This is a genomic window from Alkalinema pantanalense CENA528, assembly GCF_050753345.1.
GTDB classification, from domain to species: domain Bacteria; phylum Cyanobacteriota; class Cyanobacteriia; order Leptolyngbyales; family Leptolyngbyaceae; genus Alkalinema; species Alkalinema pantanalense.
Window position 1 is genome coordinate 37458 of sequence record NZ_JBLZFX010000016.1, and the last position, 20854, is coordinate 58311.

12 protein-coding genes are annotated in these 20854 nt (G+C 50.2%); 4 read left to right on the top strand and 8 right to left on the bottom strand.

The window, feature by feature from the left end; all coding sequences use genetic code 11:
- Positions 1–177: 177 nt before the first annotated feature.
- Positions 178–5643 (top strand): trifunctional serine/threonine-protein kinase/ATP-binding protein/sensor histidine kinase, encoded by a 5466-nt coding sequence (locus tag ACN4EG_RS07600; protein WP_431628734.1) that lies wholly within the window; start codon positions 178–180, stop codon positions 5641–5643.
- 167 nt (positions 5644–5810) lie between these two features.
- On the opposite strand, the gene ACN4EG_RS07605 is transcribed toward ACN4EG_RS07600, so the two are convergent.
- Both ACN4EG_RS07605 and ACN4EG_RS07610 read right to left on the bottom strand, forming a co-directional pair.
- Positions 5811–6743: an NmrA family NAD(P)-binding protein gene (locus tag ACN4EG_RS07605; protein ID WP_431628735.1), complete on the bottom strand. Its 933-nt coding sequence runs from the start codon at positions 6741–6743 to the stop codon at positions 5811–5813.
- Positions 6744–7179: 436 nt separating this feature from the next.
- Entirely contained in the window at positions 7180–10053 is a 2874-nt protein-coding gene (locus ACN4EG_RS07610; RefSeq protein ID WP_431628736.1) for a CBS domain-containing protein, read from the bottom strand.
- Positions 10054–10167: 114 nt separating this feature from the next.
- On the opposite strand from ACN4EG_RS07610, the gene psbZ reads away from it, so the two are divergent.
- Complete coding sequence (psbZ, locus tag ACN4EG_RS07615) at positions 10168–10356, top strand: photosystem II reaction center protein PsbZ (RefSeq protein ID WP_431628737.1); 189 nt, start codon at positions 10168–10170, stop codon at positions 10354–10356.
- Between the two features lie 278 nt (positions 10357–10634).
- Positions 10635–11195 carry a 6,7-dimethyl-8-ribityllumazine synthase gene (ribH, locus tag ACN4EG_RS07620; protein ID WP_431628738.1) on the top strand — a complete coding sequence of 187 codons (561 nt, stop codon included), beginning with the start codon at positions 10635–10637 and terminating at the stop codon, positions 11193–11195.
- A 137-nt stretch (positions 11196–11332) separates the two neighbouring features.
- On the opposite strand, the gene ACN4EG_RS07625 is transcribed toward ribH, so the two are convergent.
- The 6 genes from ACN4EG_RS07625 to ACN4EG_RS07650 form a co-directional block, all read right to left on the bottom strand.
- The gene (locus ACN4EG_RS07625) at positions 11333–12961 is read right to left on the bottom strand and encodes a carbon dioxide-concentrating mechanism protein CcmK (protein WP_431628739.1); all 1629 of its coding nucleotides are present in this window, start codon (positions 12959–12961) and stop codon (positions 11333–11335) included.
- Positions 12962–13119: 158 nt separating this feature from the next.
- Positions 13120–13593, bottom strand: a complete 474-nt coding sequence (locus ACN4EG_RS07630; protein WP_431628740.1) for an NUDIX hydrolase — start codon at positions 13591–13593, stop codon at positions 13120–13122.
- Between the two features lie 372 nt (positions 13594–13965).
- Positions 13966–15354, bottom strand: coding sequence for an LbetaH domain-containing protein (locus ACN4EG_RS07635; RefSeq protein ID WP_431628741.1), 1389 nt, complete (start codon positions 15352–15354; stop codon positions 13966–13968).
- 45 nt (positions 15355–15399) lie between these two features.
- Positions 15400–17361 carry a ribulose bisphosphate carboxylase small subunit gene (locus ACN4EG_RS07640; protein ID WP_431628742.1) on the bottom strand — a complete coding sequence of 654 codons (1962 nt, stop codon included), beginning with the start codon at positions 17359–17361 and terminating at the stop codon, positions 15400–15402.
- A 102-nt stretch (positions 17362–17463) separates the two neighbouring features.
- Complete coding sequence (locus ACN4EG_RS07645; RefSeq protein ID WP_431628743.1) at positions 17464–17763, bottom strand: EutN/CcmL family microcompartment protein; 300 nt, start codon at positions 17761–17763, stop codon at positions 17464–17466.
- Between the two features lie 7 nt (positions 17764–17770).
- Entirely contained in the window at positions 17771–18112 is a 342-nt protein-coding gene (locus ACN4EG_RS07650; protein ID WP_017290237.1) for a carbon dioxide-concentrating mechanism protein CcmK, read from the bottom strand.
- A gap of 810 nt (positions 18113–18922) precedes the next feature.
- On the opposite strand from ACN4EG_RS07650, the gene ACN4EG_RS07655 reads away from it, so the two are divergent.
- Positions 18923–20788, top strand: a complete 1866-nt coding sequence (locus tag ACN4EG_RS07655) for an NAD(P)H-quinone oxidoreductase subunit F (protein ID WP_431628744.1) — start codon at positions 18923–18925, stop codon at positions 20786–20788.
- The last annotated feature ends 66 nt before the right edge of the window (positions 20789–20854 follow it).

Sequence of the window (20854 nt, forward strand, 5' to 3'; positions counted from 1 at the left end):
GGTAACGTTCATACTGGGTTCCATACCCGATGCCATCTGCTCTCCAAAGCATGCCCCACTTCCTACGGCTTCAAAGGTTGGTGCGACTGGCAGAATGCGTGGTTAGACTGCCCATCTTTCGGGCACCCTATGAGGGGAAACCCTGTTTGATGCGGATCAATTCTCTCCGCCAAAACTATGACACTCTCAGCCACCACTACGGCCCACTCATTCCCAAAAGTTTCGGGTTACAGGCTCGTCGAGCAGCTTTATTTAGGAAGCCGTACAGCAGTCTACCGAGCGGTGCAAACAGCAACTCAGAAGCCCGTGGTCATTAAGGTGCTGCGGCGGGAACATCCGAGTTTTGGTGAGTTGGTGCAGTTTCGCAATCAATATACGATCGCTAAAAACCTGCCCATCCCTGGCATTGTCCAACCCTTAAACCTAGAACCCCTAGGCAATGGCTACGGACTAGTGATGGAAGATTGGGGTGGCGTGTCTTTAGGCAAGTATATTGAGCAGCAGGCGTTGGAACTGACAGAGGTGCTAGAGATCGCTCTGCGACTGGCGGATATCCTGCATGATCTGAGTCAACATCGGGTCGTGCATAAAGATATCAAACCCGCGAATATTCTGATTCAACCGCAGTCAAAACAGATTAAGTTAATTGATTTTAGCATCGCCTCTCTGCTACCCAGGGAAACCCAAGCAATTCAAAGCGTTAATATTCTGGAAGGAACGCTGGCTTATCTGGCTCCAGAGCAAACTGGACGAATGAATCGCGGTATCGATTATCGGGCTGATTTCTATGCGTTGGGCGTAACGCTGTATCAACTGTTGACAGGGACGTTGCCGTTTTTTTCGCATGATCCGTTGGCGTTAATGCATTGTCATATTGCTAAAACCCCGGTTCCTGTGGATCAGGTCAATCCCGCTGTGCCTGTGATGGTTGCGGCGATCGTGCATAAACTCATGGCAAAAAATGCCGAAGATCGCTATCAAAGTGCCTTGGGTCTCAAGCATGATTTGGAACAGTGTTTGACCCAATGGCAAACTCATGGCGAAATTGTCGAATTTGAGTTGGGACAGTATGACTTAAGCGATCGCTTCTTGATTCCCGAAAAACTCTACGGTCGAGAACAAGAAGTCGCGCAGTTATTAGCAGCCTTTGAGCGAGTTACGGATGGCACATCAGAACTGATGCTGGTGGCGGGATTTTCGGGGATTGGTAAAACCGCTGTGGTGAATGAAGTCCACAAACCCATCGTTCGGCAACGCGGTTATTTCATTAAAGGTAAGTTTGACCAGTTTAATCGCAACATTCCTCTTTCTGCCTTTGTGCAAGCCCTGCGGGATTTGATGGGTCAGTTACTGTCAGAATCTGATGCCCAATTAGCCCAATGGAAAGCTCAAATTCTCGAAGCTGTGGGAGAAAATGGGCAGGTTTTGATTGACGTGATTCCAGAATTAGAACTGATTATTGGTCAGCAACCGATCGCCCCAGAACTCTCAGGAAGTGCTGCTCAAAATCGGTTTAATCTATTATTTCAAAAATTTATTGAAGTTTTTACGACCGCAGCACACCCTCTGGTGGTATTCCTCGATGACTTGCAGTGGACAGATTCGGCTTCCCTGCAGTTAATCAAGTTATTGATGAGTAAAAATCGTTATTTACTAATGTTGGGAGCCTATCGAGATAACGAAGTCTCACCCGTCCATCCGTTTATTTTAACCGTAGACGAAATCAGAAAAGCCAACGCGATTGTCAACACGATTACCCTGGCACCGCTCGATGTGACGGATACCAACCATCTGGTTGCGGATACCTTGAAGTGTTCCAGGGAACTGGCACAACCCTTGACTGAACTCATCGATCGCAAAACCCAGGGCAATCCTTTTTTTGCCACCCAATTTCTGAAAGCCTTACATGAAGATGGACTGATTACATTTAACCGGGATTGCCGCTATTGGAAGTGCGATATTGCTGCAGTGAATGCACGATCGCTCAGCGACGATGTGGTAGATTTCATGGCATTGCAATTGCAGAAATTGCCAGAATCGACCCAGACTGTTTTGAAGTTAGCTGCTTGTATCGGTAACCAGTTTGATTTAGAAACCTTGGCGATCGTTTCAGAACAATCAGCAACCGATGTGGCAACTGCCTTATGGAAGGCTCTACAAGAGGGGTTAATTCTACCCACCAGTCAGATTTACAAGTTCTTCCAGGGAGACCAGGCTGAGGGGACATCCAGTGCCAATCCGAGCTATCGATTTTTGCACGATCGTGTCCAACAAGCAGCCTATTCTTTTATTCCAGAAGTTGAACGGGCAACGGCTCATTACCAAATCGGGCAATTGTTACGAAAACAGCTATCCCCGACTGAGCAAGAAGAACGCCTCTTTGAACTGGTCAACCACCTCAATTACGGGAGTTTGCACCTCAGAGATTGCGCTGAGCAGGATACGATCGTTCACCTCAATCTCGCCGCCGGACAGAAAGCCAGAGCCGCGACTGCCTATCAAGCGGCCCACCGCTATGCCCAAATCGGTATCAATCTGCTCGGCCAAGATCGCTGGCAATATCGTCACGAGCAAACCTTAGCACTCCATGAATTAGCAGCTGAAGCGGCTTACTTAGAGGGTGAATTTGGGCAGATGGAGCAATGGATCGAAGCGGTTTTGACCAACACCCGTATCCCGCGCGAGCAAGCCACGGTTTATCGGATTAGAATCCAAGCATTTGTTTCTCAAAACAACTTTACCGCCGCGATCGCCACCGGAAGAGTTGCCCTACAACAGTTCAATATCCATTTACCCGAACAACCCACTCCCGATTATATTCAGCAGGAATTTCAATCGGTACTGGCCTTGATTGGCGATCGTCCCATTGAAACCTTGTTTGATTTGCCCAAAATGCAAGATGCAGATCAAATTGCCATTCTGGGCCTTGCAACGAGCTTGATTCCAGTTTGTTACATGAGTAACTCACCCCTATTTCCAGTTGTGATTGCTCTGACAGTCAAGCGATCGATCGAGTTTGGCAATGCGGCATTTTCCTGCATGAGTTATTCTGCCTACGGTATTTTGCTCATTATGGTGGCACAGGAGATCGAACTCGCAACTTGCTTTGGTCGCCTTGCCCATCGCCTTGCCCAAGAACCAGAAGCGAAAAAATTTCTGTCTAACAGTTTGATTCCAATCGGTTTATTTATTCATCACCGTACATCCCATATCCAGGGAACACTGCCCATGTTCCAAACTGGATACCAAGTTGGTATCGAAACGGGAGCCTTAGAAGATGCGGGATACAACGCAGAAAAATTCTGCTGGCACGCATGGTGGTGTGGTTATCCTTTGCCTGAACTTGAGACACAAATCCGCACCTATCACCAACAACTGCTCAATCTGAGTCAAGTCGCAACGGCTAGCTATTGTGCCGTTTACTTGGAAATGCTGTTGAGCCTACTTGGACAGCCGGAGGCTCAGGTTTTGGCGAGTGAGCATGCGCAAATTATTGAGCAGAAAAAAGCTCAAAATGATTTACTTTGGGTTTACACATACTATTTGGATCGGTGCCTCGTCAATTTCATCTTAGGAGATACGACTCAGGCGGAACAAGCTGCAATCCAAGCCAGAATCTATTTCAGGGCAGGCATTGGGACACTCGGTGAAGTGAATTTTTATTTCTATGATTCGCTGATTACTTTGGCTCATCTCTCAACCGATCCCTCTCAGCGAGATTTGCAATTACAACAAGTTCGAGAGAATCAAGCTCAGCTCCAGCAGTGGGCGCACCATGCCCCGATGAATTACTTACACAAGTGGCAATTAGTTGAGGCGGAATGCCTACGAGTAACAAACAATGGTTTAAAGGGTGAGCGGTTAGAAGCGATCGATCTCTACGATCTCGCCATTGCCGGAGCCACAGAAAATGGGTATATCCAGGAAGCTGCCTTAGCTCAGGAACTCGCGGCTAAATTCTACCTGGCTTGGGGGAAAGCAAAATTTGCCGCAGTTCATCTGCAAGAAGCCTACTATGGCTATGCTTATTGGGGAGCCCAAGCTAAAGTGGCTGATCTAGAGCAACGTTACCCAGACTTACTTCATCCCATTCTCAACAGCGCTCAGAATTTCAACTCGATCGAAACCTTAGCCACAATCGCCTCAACTGATTTCTCCATCCATACCTCCACGCACGCCAGTCGCTCATCCACTAGCAGCGTGAATACCAAGCTCGACTTTGAAACGATTCTCAAAGCCTCCCAGAGTCTTTCGGGTACGATGCAACTGGATCAGTTACTCCATCAACTCAGCCAGATTATTCTGCAACATTCTGGGGCCGATCGCTGTGCTTTAATCTTACCGAATGCAGAAGGAGCGTGGGAAGTGCAAGCGATCGCCACACCGGAAGAAACGCAGCTTTGCCATGCGCTCCTACAGAATCATTCTGATCTCCCTACCAAACTGATTTACTATGTCAAAAACACCCAAGAAACGGTGATTATTGATGACTGCAAAACTAAACTTCCAGTCATTGATGAATATCTAAATCAGCATACTCCAAAGAGTATTTTGTGCTTGCCAATTCTGAATCAAGGAAATTTAACTGGCATTTTATATCTTCAGAATCAGTTGACTCGTGGCGTCTTTACCCGCGATCGTATTGCAACCCTACAACTCTTGACCAGCCAAGCGGCAATCTCCCTCGAAAATGCTCGACTCTATCAACAGGTTGCTGCCCATTCTCACACATTGGAAGCAGAAGTCGATCGCAAAACCCACGCACTCCATGAACAAAACCAAGCCTTAGAACAAACCTTGCACCAACTCCAGCACATGCAAGCCCAACTCATTCATGCTGAAAAGATGTCATCCTTAGGTCAAATGGTCGCTGGGATTGCCCATGAAATTAATAACCCCATCAACTTCATTAAGGGAAATATTACCTATACCCAATCTTATTTGGCAGACTTAGTGAGTTTACTAAACCTCTATCAGCAGGAATATCCCCAACCCACCGCCGCGATCGCAGCCAAGCGCGAAGAGATTGACCTCGATTTTCTGGTGCAAGATCTCTCAAGCATTCTTGATTCGATGAAAATAGGGAGCGATCGCATCCGCCAAATTGTTTTAAGTCTGCGGAATTTTGCTCGATTAGACGAAGCGGATCTCAAAACGGTGAATCTTCACGAGGGGATTGAAAATACACTATTGATCGTGCAGCACCGCTGCCAGGGTTCTAACCAAGAGCCTGTAATTCAAGTAGTCAAAGACTATGGCACCCTCCCGGCTGTGACCTGCTATCCCAGCCAACTCAATCAAGTGTTTCTACATCTCCTGAATAATGCGATCGATGCAATTCGAGAAAATTCCACACTCGATAGCATCCCCGAAATTAGAATTCGTACCCGTGTTACTCAAACTGGGCAAGTTAGTATTCAAATTGCCAACACCCATAGTTTCATTCCAGAGGCGATTCAAACTCAAATTTTTAATCCCTTTTTTACAACTAAGCCGATTGGTCAGGGAGCAGGATTAGGACTCTCAGTCAGTTATGCGATTGTCCAGAAACATCAGGGGACGTTGACCGTGAGATCGCAACCAGAAGTAGGCACAGAATTCCAGATAGAAATCGCCCAGAGCGTGCAGCCGGTTATTGCGTGAAGGTAAGCACATGGTGCGATCGTGGGAAGGATGCAAACATCAACCCCCTCACCAGATGGAAAGGGGGTGACTGTTTATGCAAAGGTTCCCAAGCTAACGAGAGACAATCTTACACAAGATCCACAATTTCAGATGGCAATCCTAACAGACTGTTGTTGTATCCTTACTTACCAGAGAATCATCGTGTTGTAATGTTCTCGGATGTAGGATTTCAACGACTGCGGCTGAATGTGGGGATAGCGATCGTTCATTACATGCTCTAGCTTTCCTTTCCCGGAGACTAAAGTATAGTGAGACTGTTGAGAGAGATAATCCCGCATCGATCGGGCAATTTCCCGTTTCTGTTCAATCCAGCGTTGTAACTCTGCCACACTACCCAAATTCCGCTCTGCTAAAACTTGAATCGTATTGGCTTCAAATAGCGTTTTCAGTGCCTTCATCGTAACTGTATCACCAGCGACTTCCAGAGCTGTATTTGCTAAGTCTTCATCGAGTACGGCCTCTGCGGTGTAGGCAGCCACATCATGGATGGTGGTCGTATCAAAGGCGGTGTTGCCATCGCCCCAATACTTAAACAATCCCTTGTGTAAATCAAACACTACCCCAAAGGGACTAAACAAGGACTCTGTGAGAATCCCATTTAGGATCAGCGTGTGGGACAACTTACGATTTCCCTGGAGGGCTTGGTAGATAGCTTTTCGGAAGTTCAAACTGTAGTTGTCGCCCCAATCTAACTTGCGATAATCCACTGAAAAATCAGATGGAATGAATCGCTTGACCCCTGCGGCCTCTGCGGCTTTAATCAGGTTCATCTGCCCGTTGACAACCACATCCGCATCTCCGTTGACGACGGAAACCACGGTTTCAATCCCATGGCAGACGGTGGCTAAACTTTCTGGAACCAGCAGATCCCCATGCACTAACTGCACACCCATTTTTTGTAAGTGCAGCAATTTTTCTTGGCTGTGGGGGTTACTGGCAGTATGTTCCCGAACGAGGGCTTTGACAGCCAAATTGTCTTTTTGTGCGAGGGCTTTACCGATTTCATAGCCCACCATGCCTGTGGCACCGACTAACAGGACTGGTAACTTCGCAGCCATAGCTATAATCCTCAATTGCACAGAACAGATTGCAGCAAATCAATTGAAATAGATCCCATAGAAGAGTCCCACGATCGTCCATTCCACCATCATTCAAGAAACACTAATCAAGGCTTTTCCGATTAAGACTTGTCCGTCAAAAGATACTACTGACACCCCATGGTGAGCTATCAGGAGGTTATCTCTGCATGGGATCTGATCTAGATGAAATCTGGTCTAGATCTAAAGCGAGCCCTAATGAGTCCAGCCTTGATTAGTATCGGATGTCTCGCATGGAGTCATTGTGAGAATGATCGATGGGACAATCATCTTTCCTGTACTATCGTGCAATCAATTTTTCGGGGATCGCAATCTGTCAGTCTTTCTTGCCATTAGTCGATCGAACTTCATGAAGTTCTTCAACAACGGGTTAAGTCCTGCTGCATTTGCAAGGATTTCATGACGTTTTGGAAGAAGCTGTTAACGGGTAGTGGGCTTGTAGATATACGATCGCAGCCTCTCGATCTGTAATCACGCCATCCAACGTTGCTGCTTGTAGCGTTTCTAAAATTTCCTTAAAGAGTTTTCCAGGTTTATAGCCCAAGGTTTTCAAATCATGCCCTGTGAGGAAGGGGGTGATCGCGGCTAGTTGGGTTAAGTAATGCCAAATTGTCCGGCGGAGTGTTCGCGAACCTCGTACAGCCACTAAGGACAGCATCGGTAAATCGTAGGGCTTTAGTCGTTGGTAAATTTGGCTAGCCCGATCGCACTGGGGCAACTGTTGGGTTAATTGCATTTCCACAGCGGCCAATTGCTTTAAACGATCGATGGAATCTATGGCCAATTGCAAGTTCTGTGCAACGGTCTGCCGTACAGCCGTGGTGAGGTGGATTGTCTCAGTTGCTTCAGGATTGGCAACCGCATCGATCGCTTGATCCCCAAGGGTGGACTCTGGCTCAATCGCTGCGATGAGTAATTCCAACAGCATTTGCCACGGCTGGAGATGACTTTCTCGATCGAACTGTTGTAGCCACCATTCCATCAAGCGTAACTGTTGCCATAGATTTGATGTTAACGCTAGTGTTGGATAAATGCAGCGTAACGCATCCAATTCCGCTAATTTGCAGACAGCCAACCGCCAATACTTAGCCTGGAGAATATACTTGAGTTCTGCTTTTAGCCGCGTTTGTAAGGCCGGGGCGATGACCTTCCCGTTTTGGGTCTCGCGCACCTGATCATAAATGCCGCTAGCGATCGCATGGCGAATATACCTTTCCGTTTGGGCATCAAACTCAAATCCCAACCGCGCTGCAAAGCGAACTCCCCGATAGATGCGTGTTGGATCTTCGATAAAACTGTTGGGATGCAACACCCTTACACATTTCGCCCGCAAATCCAGTACACCCCCAAAGAAATCGAGCATTTCCCCGGCCCGAGGATTCGTTAGCCGCAACGCCAAGGCATTCATTGTAAAATCCCGGCGATAGAGATCCTGCTGAATCGAACTGGCTTCCACCTCGGGATTGGCCGCTGGGTAGGGATAAAACTCCGTGCGGGCCGTGGCAATGTCAATCCACAGGGAATCCAATACGGGATCCTTATGCCACGTCAAAGCCGCTGTCTGAAATTTGCCATGAACTTCGAGCTTGGCTTCCGGATACAACTGCTGCAACGCCTTGGCTAGCTCCACCCCGGCCCCGGCCTCCGCCGATCGGTGATAGCCATCCACCACTAAATCCAAATCGGTCAACAGCACCGGCTGTCCCGCTTCCGACAGCATCAGATCCCGCACCCCACCACCAACGAGATACAAATGCCAGCCCCGTTCCTCCGCCTGCTGGGCCGCGATCGATAAAATCGCCTTGAGCGGGTCAATTAACCGATTCAAAGAGGGCACTACAGCATGGCGCGGTGGCAGCAATATTTCCGATCGATCTGGACTACTAGACTGCGATCGGGAAGCTAGCGGATCCGGACGACTGTGATCTTGGCGACTGTGATCTTGGCGACCATGATCCTGCCGATGTAACTGCCTTAGCACATCTGTCCGCGTGACAATGCCCACCAGTTTCCCCGCCTCCAGCACCGGCAATCGACCAATGTCATAGGTCACCATCAGATCTTCAATATCTTGCAGGGAAGTATCCGGGGCGATCGTATGTAGGTTCGTTGTCATGTAGCCCTTGACCTTCGCATGGCTGAACCCATGGTGGAAGGCAATGTCCAAATCGCGTCGGGAAATTACCCCCACCAGTTTCCCTGCCTCATCCATCACCGACAGTCCGGAATGACCATAGCGCAACAAAATCCGTTGGGCTTCAGCTATCGTCGTTTCTGGCAAAATCGTGCGCACTGGGGAAGACATCAGTTCCCTGGCCGTCGGAGCCGGGGGAATCTGCACCCGAAACTCAGCCAGTAACTGCGCCAAAATTTTGGGATAGTCCCCTTCCCGTAGGTTCAAGGCTGCTGCTTTGCCATGGCCCCCTCCGCCCCAGGGTTTGAATAACTGGTTGAGATCGGTTCCGGCAATCCGCGATCGACCAATTACGGACATCTTGCCGCAGGATGTCCCGGTTGGATCCTCTCCACAGCCATAACGGTGGGCCAGTAGGATTCCATCGACATCCGTCAGATCGACCAAATGGGAAATTAACGTAGATAGACCAGGGACAAATTCCGCCGTCTCCAGCACGACCCAAGCCAGGGAATGGCCATGGATGATTTCCGTCTGTAATCGCTCTAGTGCCTCCCCTAGAAGGATTTGTAACTGAGGAGAGAGCCCCGGTTCTAAATACTCGCTAATCACTGATAGGTTCGCGCCTTGGGTCATCAGCCAGGTCAGCGCTGCGGCATCCCGTGGGCTGGTATGGTCAAAGGTTAGCGAGCCGGTATCAACATGGATCCCTAGGGCCAACACGGTGGCATCTAGGGTATTGATCACGTAACCTGCCTGCTGCAACTGCTCCGTGATCAGGGTTGTAGTTGCGCCCAAGTCCTCGACAAATTTCTCCTGAGCAAAAATATCGCAGTCCGCATCGGGGTGATGGTCATAGATTGCGATCGGCACGGGCAAGTCCAACCATTCCGCCGTTTTACCGAGCCGATCGCGGTTTTGGGTGTCCACAATGCTGATCGATCGAATTTGCTCCGCTGGTACCGATCGCCGTTCAATCAGGGGATATTCGTCGCGATAGAGCGCCAAAAAGTCCCGTACGGCTGGATGTGCGCCCCCTGCCAGCACAATCCGGGATCCCGGTCGTAGGCGTGCCAACCCAACGGCTGCTCCCAGCGTGTCGAAATCTGCGGTCGTATGGCATAGAATCAAATCCATTTTTCTGATACGGTACTGTCATGGGTAGATCGCGCAGCGCAACCCTGCGATCGTGCATGGGATCGTGCCGCAACGGATCTAAAATTTTAATCAACGCTGTCTTGGGAGAAAAAAATGACGATTCTGTTCCAACTGCTGCTGACCATTCTGGTTCTATTTTCCTTCGCAATGGCTGTTTATGTTCCTGTTGCCTATGCATCTCCCCAAAACTGGGATCAGTCGAAGCGGCTGATTTTCCTGGGGTCTATTGCTTGGGCAGGATTGGTCATCGCTGTAGGTGTTCTCAATTTCCTGGTTGCCTAAAGTCTTTATCATCCAATTTTTAAGATCCTCTGGGAGCGTTTTGGGTTCGGTGGCGATCGTCTCAAACAGTCACAATCCACGCTCCTTTAATTTTTTGAAATTCCCCCTTAAAATTACACAGACCTCGTTTCCTCGATCGAGATAAGACTTTAGATAGAGAAAACTTCAGTGGTCATCCCATATCACTAAATGTAGCTTTCAATGGGGCTGGAAGCTACAGATATTTGCTACGGTTCGGATTTAATGTGTTCCCCACTTACTCGCGGTAGAATTGACAAATGGCTACTTTTGAAGGAACCTTTGCCCATGCAGGGGCTTATCGCTTTGCGATCATTATTGGACGGTTTAACGATTTAGTCACTATTAAGTTGCTGGAGGGCTGTCAAGACTGCCTGAAGCGCCACGGCGTGGATGTTGATCCCCAGGGTACTCAAGTGGATTACATCTGGGCTCCCGGTTGTTTTGAGTTGCCTTTATTAGCACGTCAGGTGGCAGGTTCGGGTCGCTATGATGCTGTGGTCTGTATTGGTGCAGTGATTCGGGGCGGCACCCCTCACTTTGATTACGTGGCGTCTGAAGTGTCCAAGGGCGTTGCGGCGGCAGCGTTCCAAACGGGTGTTCCGATTATCTTTGGGGTGCTGACCACAGATAATATGCAGCAAGCCCTAGAAAGAGCTGGGATTAAGAGCAACAAGGGCTGGGAGTTTGGTATGAGTGCGCTGGAGATGGCTAGTCTCATGCACCAACTGCGGGAAGCGGGTTGCACCAACGGTCAAGGTGCCGCGATCGTGGGTTCTCCTACAATGCAGACTTTGCCTGTGTCAGTAGCAGACAGCTAGGGGTGGGGCCGATGGTGGAGTCGATCGATGGCGTCTCGTCATCTTGAATATTGGCTCTGAGCTAGCGCTGATTGGGGGGAGAATACCTCGCGATCAGCGCTAGCTCAGCGTTTCAATGGTTGAAGCCTAAGCTTTTGTTATGGCTGAGGTTCTGCTGACTCAGCCGATTCCTCACCAGGCTGGGATATACTTTTTTCGTTGTTGAGAGAATCAGGCTCTCCCGGGCGGGAGACTTCAGAATCAGGTTGGCTCTTGGGTTGGCTAGGAGTCACTTCAGGCGCAGTATTGACCGGCTCAGCAGAATTGGTTGCGATCACCGGAGAATTCTGCTCTGAAACGGTTTCTGTAACTGGAGCTTCGATCGAGGCAATGACAGTTGCTGGTGGGTCGATGGCACCAGATTCAACAACTTCGACGGTAGCCTCCACCGCTGTGACCTGAACTTCAACGATCGTTGCAGGTTCGCTTAAGACCTCAACGGTTGTGTCGGCAGCGGTCTCAGCTGTGGCTTCCAGGGTGATTTCGACGGAGTCTTGGGGTTGGGCAGCCGGACTGGAGTCTGTTCCGATCGGGGCTAGCTCGACGGGCACGGACTCTACGACTGGCACTTCAGAGACAGCTTCAGGCGCAAGCTGAGGGAAATCGGATTCGATCGCTTCCCCAGAACTGACCTCCACGGCGATCGCGTCTACCGCTGGCAAGGATGAGACAGAGGGGCTAGAGGGTGTTGTGGGTTCGATTGACGGATTGATGCTTTCCGGATTCATCTCCGCCGATTCCACAGGCATGACTTCGACAGTTGCAACTTCAGCTTCAGAGTGCAACTCAGAAACAGGTTCTGCGAAGGGGGGCTGGGTTTGCGTTGGCTCGATGGGGGATTCCAGGGAATCTAATGGCGCATCTAACTCCCTGTCTAATGGCTCAGTCGAGAAAGCTTGCAAGGGTTCCTGGGCTGCCGTATCAGGCATCCGGATTTCCTCTAACGGCTGCTCTATTTCTAATTTTTGTGGCTCAAACACTTCCTCATTGAAAACAGCCGGGATTTCCTGTGGCAATTCCAACGGCTGGAGCGGCTGCAATTCACGCACCTGCTCTTCCACGGTAATGTTGATCGGCATGCGCACCGGTTGCAGTTCTTCGATCCAGCAGGCCGCGATCGGCATGGTGCGTTCCAAATCTTCCAACGGTCGGGGAATCACCATCACGGCGTGCAATTCACCCACCCGATCGGCCTCGACCATGCCAATTTCGATCGCGGCGGCCACATTCGACATCGAACCCCGAACGATCGCGGTACAGAGTCCGGCTCCGGTGGTGTGATAGGCCGAAAAGGTTACATCCGCTGACTTCAGCATGGCATCTGCCGCGGCCACCAATGCCGGAAAGCCTCGCGTTTCGATCAGCCCCACGGCCTGATCGCGAAACCGATTATTCTCCCGCCCTTCCACCAATTCCGCCAACCGACTCCCGATCGGCAAGACTTCCTCCAAATTCGGCATGGGCCGGGGAATAATTGCCGAGGATGTTTTTTGGCCAAACTGCGCCGCCAGCTCTTCCCCCGTCTGAATGGCCAAGCGAATATCCGACGTTCTGCCCCGTACGACTGCCGTACAGTAGCCACTGCCAATTTGCTCGTACCCCACTAACGTCACCGCAGAGGACTTCAGCATCATGTCTGCAATGCCCACGATCGCTGGGAAGCTCTGGGCTGAAATGAGCCCAAGCGCCAGATCGGAATAGGGATCGTCAGAACGAGTACGATACATAAAAGTCTTGAATGGGGTTCGTTGCTATTCTATCGTTTCCAGTTCCAGCTACCCCGCTTCACAGGGTTTAATCCAGTAATGCTTCTGTTTTGGAAAACTCATTGTGGAGAGAAAGGAAATTGAGCCTAGAACATTGAAAGTTGATACCTTGCATTCTCCTATTTTGGATCTTCTTCTATTGCAGATGTTCCGCATAGCCATTGCTGTAGTTCTTCTGGAACGAGTTGAATGTGTTGTTGTTGCATTTCTACTAGGGTTTTCCAGCGCGCGATCGCGGTTTCGCTAGTCTCTTGGCCATCATGCTCACACCAAGCAACTTCGCCTTGTTCATAGAGGGTTCGATCGACGAATTCTGCATCGTAGACAAATACGATTTCATGGCCTAGTTGGCCGTTGTAGAGAAAGCGATTTTCCAACACGCCTAGGAGTTGAATATTCCGGATTGCTTGACCTGTTTCTTCTAAAATTTCTCGAGCGATCGCTTCTTGACTAGATTCACCAAACTCAATCCCACCCCCCAACGGGCGGCAAAAATAACGTTGTTTAACTGGATCAAATCCTTCGGATACTAAAATCCGCTGGCCATTGCGAAAGAGACAGATAGCGATCGGGCGAATGCGGGAAGTTCTCATAGGTTTTAAAGAGAGTGTTTCAGAGAAACTCTGCTTAACTTCGGTTGAGTTCTACCCAATTTCGGAGTTTTTGGGGAAGATAGGTCAACTTTTGCTACGAATATCAAATGAGTCTCGACCTTCACAACTGAGCTTGCAATTCTTCTAAGGCTTGTAAACTACTGATCTTGTAAACTGCTGACACGCTGCAAGGGACGTTGCTGAGGTCACGTCTGTTTCCATAGCTGCAACAGTTTGACAATATTGGCGGATTAAGGCAGTCGGAATTGTATGCTCGGGCAATGGCACCATGAGTTCCGATCGAGTATTGCTGACAACCCAAAGAAACGGAAACTGCTAAAGACTCGGTTGAAGACTATCCGAAAAATCAGCTTATCGTCCCATCATTTTGCCAAGCATTTGGTTCACGTAGGCTTGACCGTAAACCTGCTTAGGGGGTTTAGGGACTAAGGCGTCTGTAGCATTTTCTGGATTAGTGGACGGATTTGGTGGAACGTTAGGCTGGGCGTTGTGTGGAACATTCGGCTGAACATTTGGCTGTCCCGAATAGGTACCCGGCGGTGTAAACCCATTGGGCGCTCCGATCGAAGCTCCAGTCCCATACCCCCCCTGCATTTCCGTGTCCGAAAGATCAGACTCACTGTAATTGCCAGTGCTGTAATTGCCAGTGTTGTAATTGCCAGTGTTGTGATTGTCGTTCGAACCACGGTTCTGCCAGACTTGGCCTGTCGCGTGGGTGGGCTGAGGATGGGCACTAATCGGTGACGGATCACCATCATTCAACCAGGAATTCGTTTCCGTAGAGGTGGCGGGGGGAGTGGAATAGGACGAAAAAAACTGAGTCGAATTGGGATGATTCGGCTGAGGATGAGCGCTCGAGGGAGGAGCCGTTGGATCAGCAAAGGGGCTGGCCGTCGAGGGATTCGGCTGACTGGGATAGGGGGGGAACGGCGCAGAGTGGGGCCGATCGCTCCAAGGGTTGGTTTCAAAGGGTTCAAAATTCTGATCCGGCATAGATACCCGGCAGGTGGTTTCACCCGCTGGATTATCCGTCGGATCCCAGGGATTCGGGTCACAGGGTTGCCACGGCTGGCCAGAATTATCCGTTACGCCCCGAGGATTTTGGGAGATCGGATCTTGCGGTAAAGAACTACCTTGTCCAGAGGCTGAAGCGGTCGGTGTAGCGGAAGCTTCAGGGGTTCCCCAAGGATCGGAAAAGTCTAAATTTTGGGATGCTGTAGAAGTTGATTTTGACCCGCCACTAGATGGGCTATAAAACCCGTTACTGAGATCCTGTTGACTGAAAGAATGGCTTTCGGGACGCTGGTAAACATTTGCTGAGGTACTTTCCAGCTCAGCGTCATTCATGGGGATTCCATTCAGCAAGGCATCTAAATCCGTTTGACGACTACGATCGCCGACGATCGTCCCTGCTTCCAGAATCGCGCCTGCATTCACCGTAGAATCGAGTACCGTTACCGCAGACCCCAGACAAGCCCGTGCCCCAACGGACACGTCCCCAATCAGCAAAACCCCTGCCCCTAAATTTGCACCTTCGTTAATCGTGATGGTGCCATGGGAGGCATGGATAACTGAACCCAGACCAATACAAACCCCAGAGCGGATGATAATCCGACTCCCTGGATCAGCTTGCAACAAAACACCCGGCGCGATCGCAGCCCCCGGATGAACCACTACATCACCGCTAACGCAGTACTGCGTCGTATTAATCGGTTCAAAGTGGAGGGACTGCGGAAACATCGCGATAGGCTCAAAATGAAGGAACTACTTCCTAGGATTAAGGAACTATTTCCCAGGTTTTTGGATAACAGCTTCCAGGACTCGGCGCTTGGAACCATCGGTACCCACGATGCGGATATACATGCCAGCATAGTCAGCTAACAAGGCTTCTACATTCGCGATCGCACCGGATTCGTTGCTCACTTGGACAACCCCTGCCGTTTGCCAGGAATTGATCCGGAAACGACGTTGGTCGGCATATTCCAATGTAATCTTGTGACCAGCCCGCACCAATTGGCGAATCTGATCCACAGCCTGGACACTCAAGTTCCCAGCGGCAACAGGTGCGCTGGCTGCCGGAGCGCTGTAGCTAGCTCCATAGCTGGCGCTGCTAGTCGCTGCGGGCGCTTTTGCACCGGGACGATGGACAACCACTTCAGCCAAGCGCTTCTTCGCACGGGTATCAACTCCAATCAGGCGAATGTAGTCATTGCTGTGTTGCGCAATAAAGCTACTCACCGCATTGGCAATTTCACCCGCACTGCGGCCTTGGATAGGGGGAACCGTCGTCCAAGAAGAAGCCCGATAGCGGCGCTGATCCGCATATTCCAAACCAATGACTGCACCTTGATTCAGCAATTGCTGAATTTGGCCGGTTAGGTCCCCACTGGTTGCAGGAGCAGAGAGACTAGATGCACTAGAGAAACCGTTAGAAGATGCAGAAGGACTCACCGTGGTCTGTCCGTTGGGACGTTGGACGATCGCTTCCATCAGCCGCTTCTTCGCAACGGGATCAACCCCAACTAGGCGAACATAATTGCCCGCATGCTGACTGAGCATACGATTGAGTTCTGCCATTACGCCGGATTCCCCAGAGGCTTGGATAAATCCAGCACTTTGCCAAGAGGAGGTTTGGAACTGCCGCTTATTCGCGTATTCCACAGAGAACTTGCCACCCCGACCCAACACTTGCCGGACTTGAGCCGCAAGGGAACCATCCACCGTTGCTGCCGCAGGTTTGTGACCATTGGAACTGTAGCTGGGGGCTTTGGAACCGTAGCTAGGGGCTGCTGCATAGCCGTTGCTCGAAGCTGCACCACTAAAGGTCAAGGGTGCATCTTCTGGGCGTTGGATAATTTTTTCCATCACCCGTTTCTTGGCTTTGGCATCAATCCCGATCAACCGGACATATTCTCCGGCATGATCGGCCAAACAGGATTGCAGTTCCCCCAGCACGGCAGATTCTGCAGTCGCCTGAATGGGAGAACAGCTTTTCCATCCACCGTTCTGGAACTGACGCTTGTTAGCGTGCTCGGTGCCGATGCGGTAGCCCTGCGCCAAGAGTTGACGCACGTGATCCACCACTTCCGCTACTGGACTTTTAGACTGATAGGTAGTAGCCATGTCGTTTTTAATCGGAAGGATACAAGCAGTGTCTTCGGCGCAGTGATAGCCCGATCGCAGCGCTTCGTTAATCCCAATCACATGCTTAGCGAAGTGCTTGTCCTGCTCCTGCACATCTGGCAGGCGATCGGCTTGCTGCTGGTTGGTAATGATTGACCCAGAGGGAACATATTTCCCTGGCGGAATCTCCACATCTTGGATCAGGCAGTGCATCATCACGATCGAACCCGCGCCTACCCGTGCGTTAAACACCGTAGACCGAAAGCCAATGAAGCAGTGATCGCCAATGTAGGCGGGTCCATGCACCAAGGCCATATGGGTGATGGATGAGTTGCTCCCGATCCAAACCGAATAGGATTCACCGTCGTCTCCCATCACACGACCTTGATCGAGGCCGTGAACGACCACCCCATCCTGCAAATTGGTATTGTGACCAATGTGGAACGGCGTCCCTTCATCTGCCCGTACGGAGGTTCCAGGTGCAATCAGCACGTTTTCCCCAACCCGTACATCTCCAATCAAGTTCGAAAAGACATGCACGTAGGCAGATTCATGAATTTTAGGTTCCGCTAGGGTGCGTGACCAGGGAGTCGGCGGAGCCGCAAAAGAAGCTTGGGCTACCATAAAATTTTTCTCCCTGCTGCAATGCAAAAACACCGGAAGGACAGGGTAAGTCAGCTCCGGCGCTATTTCACACAGGAATTCCCGTTGTGAATTACCCGTGAATTACCACTGGGTGCCTTTGTCGTAGAGTCGTTGATTCTCAACGGTGACGGTATCAATAATGGCCACTACAGCGGCATCGATCGGACGATCGCGATGACCTTCAACGTTGCGAGAACCACTCCCTCGACTAATGAGCACCCACTCACCTACCCCAGCTCCTACTTTGTCAGCCGCAACTTCGTAGACCGGCAATGGACTACCTTCTTCATCTAAAAGCTGCACTAAGAGAAACTTAACGCCCCCTAAGTTAGGCTCTTTTTGCGTACTGACAACGGTGCCGCGAACTTTGGCGATTTGCATTACGGCATTACGGACGGTTCAGGGGACGGATACCACTTACGCTCTCACGAAAGGGTTCCACCGCCTCGGTGTAGCGAATGGGTAGAACGTATTCCAGGTTTTCGTGGGGACGAGCGATGATGTGGGTAGACAGTACTTGACCGCCGTTCACTCGCTTGACGTTCTCAATCCCAGCAGCAACCGAAGCTTGCACTTCAGAGACATCACCGCGAACAATCACGGTTACACGGCCAGAACCAATCTTTTCATAGCCAACCAGGGTCACGCGAGCCGCTTTCACCATTGCGTCTGCGGCTTCCACCACGGCGGGGAAACCCAAGGTTTCAATCATTCCAACTGCAATAGCCATCGTAATAACTCCCTTCCAATCAGTTCGTAATCGGCACCGAGGTGCTTACTGCGGTGACAAAATCCCACGGGAAGAACCACGATTTTGAATTTTGTCTTAAGTTTCAATCTTGCTCCTATTAAGAATAGATGGGTGGGAACCCCTTGGCAATATAAAGTTCGATGATAGTTGTAAATCTCGTGCATTAAATCCGCTGATTAATTTCCTTGCTTGGATCACACTCGATCGTCTGGGTTGACGGTAAGGCATCTGTTAAGTAGCCCCCAAGTCCAGACAGCAACCTGTACCCATGCAATTGTCCAAAGCGATCTGCGCTCCAGTTTCGCGAGTAGGTCTGTACGTCACTTCATATAATGCCTTTGTCAAAAGCCTCTATAAAATTGCCTATTAATTGCCGCTGAAACTGCCCGAAATAGCCTGCTATTGTCTCCCCAAGGGCATATGGCGGAGCCGTCCTCGACAGCTCTTCAGTGACCTAGGTAAATAGCAATCGATCGGGGTAAATCAATAGAATAAAAGTTATAGTCTTGATAAGATTTTTGTCTAAGTTTCAGGAAAGCCATCTCCAGCGAACTTTCCGCCTCTATCTAGCCTGCCTGAACCGTTTTGACGTTTTACTTTCGCATGGGCAGGCGGTAAGGTGATGGTTAGATCTATCACGTTCTGACGACTGAACGTATTTGGTTAGTTCAATGGTTAGAACGGTTCATTTTTGCTCTCTGCATGGCTTCCCTTGATTGTTTACCTTGAAGGCTTGCGGCAGGGCTTTTTAACCAACTGAAGAAATAACGACTCGCCAAGGGCAGTTAGATGCATCAATTTCTCATTGAGACCAGCTGGCTGATTCCAATTTATGGACTGATCGGCGCATTACTTACCCTGCCCTGGTCTACGGGGATTATTCGAACTACAGGGCAACGACCCGCCGCCTACATTAACATTGTCTCAACGCTCATTGCCTGTTTTCATGGGCTAGTGGTCTTTAATGCTGTTTGGGATCAGCCGCCTCAGCAGTTGGTGCTGCCCTGGTTTCAGGCCGCTGATTTTAATTTAACGTTCAATATCAATTTGGACTCCATTAGTGTGGGGGCGATGGAAACTATCACCCTGCTGAGTCTTTTAGCCCAAATCTACGGAATGGGTTACCTCGAAAAGGATTGGGCCTTGGGGCGCTTCTACAGTTTAATGGGCTTTTTCGAATCCGCCATGAGTGGGTTGGTAATCAGTGATTCGCTTTTCCTGACCTATGCTTTGTTGGAAATGTTGACGCTGTCCACCTACCTGTTGGTCGGGTTTTGGTATGCCCAGCCCTTGGTTGTGACCGCTGCTCGAGATGCCTTTTTGACGAAGCGGGTGGGTGATGTTTTATTGCTGATGGGCGTTGTCAGTCTTGCGGTCTTTTCTGGCAGCCTCAACTTTGAGGATATTTATCGCTGGTCTGAGAATTCAGGTCTGACTCCGATCGCCGCTGGAGCCTTAGGTCTGGCTCTGATGGCAGGGCCCACCGGGAAATGTGCCCAGTTCCCTCTGCACCTCTGGTTGGATGAAGCCATGGAAGGCCCTAACCCGGCATCAATTCTACGAAACTCCGTAGTGGTGGGCTGCGGAGCCTATGTGTTGGTTAAGCTGCAACCGGTGCTCACGATGTCGCCTGTGACTCAAGTTGCGTTGTTAACCCTAGGAACCATGACCGCGATCGGGGCTTCTCTGGTTGCCCTGGCGCAAATTGACATCAAACGGGCGGTTGCCCACTCTACCAGTGCCTTTCTAGGCTTGGTCTTTATTGCAGTGGGAATGCAATGGACGGACTTCGCACTGATTCTGCTGTTCACCCATGCGATCGCCAAAGCTTTACTCTTCATGAGTATTGGTTCCATTATTGCCACCACCAGTTGCCAAGATATTACTGAACTGGGGGGACTAGCCCGTAAAATGCCCGCAACGACCCTTGCATTTGGGGTGGGTTCCCTGGGGCTGATGGGATTGTTTCCGCTGGCAACGTATTGGGCCATGTTGCGAGGGATTGAAACCTTTTGGAATGACAGTGTTTGGATTGTGGGCGTCATTTTGACCGTGAACGTGCTCACTACGGTTAACTTGGTGCGGGTCTTTCGTCTGGTCTTTCTGGGAGAGGTTCGCCCCAAAACCCGCCGTGCACCGGAGGTTCCTTGGTCCATGGCAGTCCCCATGGTGACTTTGAGCGTGGCGACCCTACTGTTGCCCTTGGTGATGCAGAAGCTAGAACTCTTACCCGATCCGAGCGACGTGAACTATGGTGCGGCTGGCTTGCTGACTGTTTCGGGGCTGTTGGGAATCGCGATCGGCAGCAGCCTTAAGCTGGAACATGCTTGGATGCGATCGATTCAAGCCCCTGTGCGGTTTTTACAGGATTTATTGGCCTACGACTTTTATGTCGATAAGTTCTACAAAATCACAGTGGTATGGGCAGTGAGTACCTTATCCCAGTTCACGTCTTGGTTTGATAAATATATTGTTGATGGGGTTGTCAATTTGGTGGGATTGGCCTCCATTTTTGGGGGAGAGAGCTTGAAATACAGTGCTTCAGGACGATCTCAGGCTTACATGCTCACAATTCTGTTAGGGGTGGCCTTGATTGGTGTTTTTCTCTCTTGGTCCAAGATTACCTTGACCGGATGGACTGTACTGGGTCTATAACCGCCCCATCCTGGCTTTAGCCAATTTGGCTGCTTTTTCTAAATCTTCTCAACGACTGATTCATGT

Excerpts from the sequence above, each read along its gene's own strand:
- ACN4EG_RS07600 (WP_431628734.1), top strand. The coding sequence starts at position 178 with ATGACACTCTCAGCCACCACTACGGCCCACTCATTCCCAAAAGTTTCG.
- ACN4EG_RS07605 (WP_431628735.1), bottom strand. The coding sequence starts at position 6,743 with ATGGCTGCGAAGTTACCAGTCCTGTTAGTCGGTGCCACAGGCATGGTG.
- ACN4EG_RS07610 (WP_431628736.1), bottom strand. The coding sequence starts at position 10,053 with ATGGATTTGATTCTATGCCATACGACCGCAGATTTCGACACGCTGGGA.
- psbZ (WP_431628737.1), top strand. The coding sequence starts at position 10,168 with ATGACGATTCTGTTCCAACTGCTGCTGACCATTCTGGTTCTATTTTCC.
- ribH (WP_431628738.1), top strand. The coding sequence starts at position 10,635 with ATGGCTACTTTTGAAGGAACCTTTGCCCATGCAGGGGCTTATCGCTTT.
- ACN4EG_RS07625 (WP_431628739.1), bottom strand. The coding sequence starts at position 12,961 with ATGTATCGTACTCGTTCTGACGATCCCTATTCCGATCTGGCGCTTGGG.
- ACN4EG_RS07630 (WP_431628740.1), bottom strand. The coding sequence starts at position 13,593 with ATGAGAACTTCCCGCATTCGCCCGATCGCTATCTGTCTCTTTCGCAAT.
- ACN4EG_RS07635 (WP_431628741.1), bottom strand. The coding sequence starts at position 15,354 with ATGTTTCCGCAGTCCCTCCACTTTGAACCGATTAATACGACGCAGTAC.
- ACN4EG_RS07640 (WP_431628742.1), bottom strand. The coding sequence starts at position 17,361 with ATGGTAGCCCAAGCTTCTTTTGCGGCTCCGCCGACTCCCTGGTCACGC.
- ACN4EG_RS07645 (WP_431628743.1), bottom strand. The coding sequence starts at position 17,763 with ATGCAAATCGCCAAAGTTCGCGGCACCGTTGTCAGTACGCAAAAAGAG.
- ACN4EG_RS07650 (WP_017290237.1), bottom strand. The coding sequence starts at position 18,112 with ATGGCTATTGCAGTTGGAATGATTGAAACCTTGGGTTTCCCCGCCGTG.
- ACN4EG_RS07655 (WP_431628744.1), top strand. The coding sequence starts at position 18,923 with ATGCATCAATTTCTCATTGAGACCAGCTGGCTGATTCCAATTTATGGA.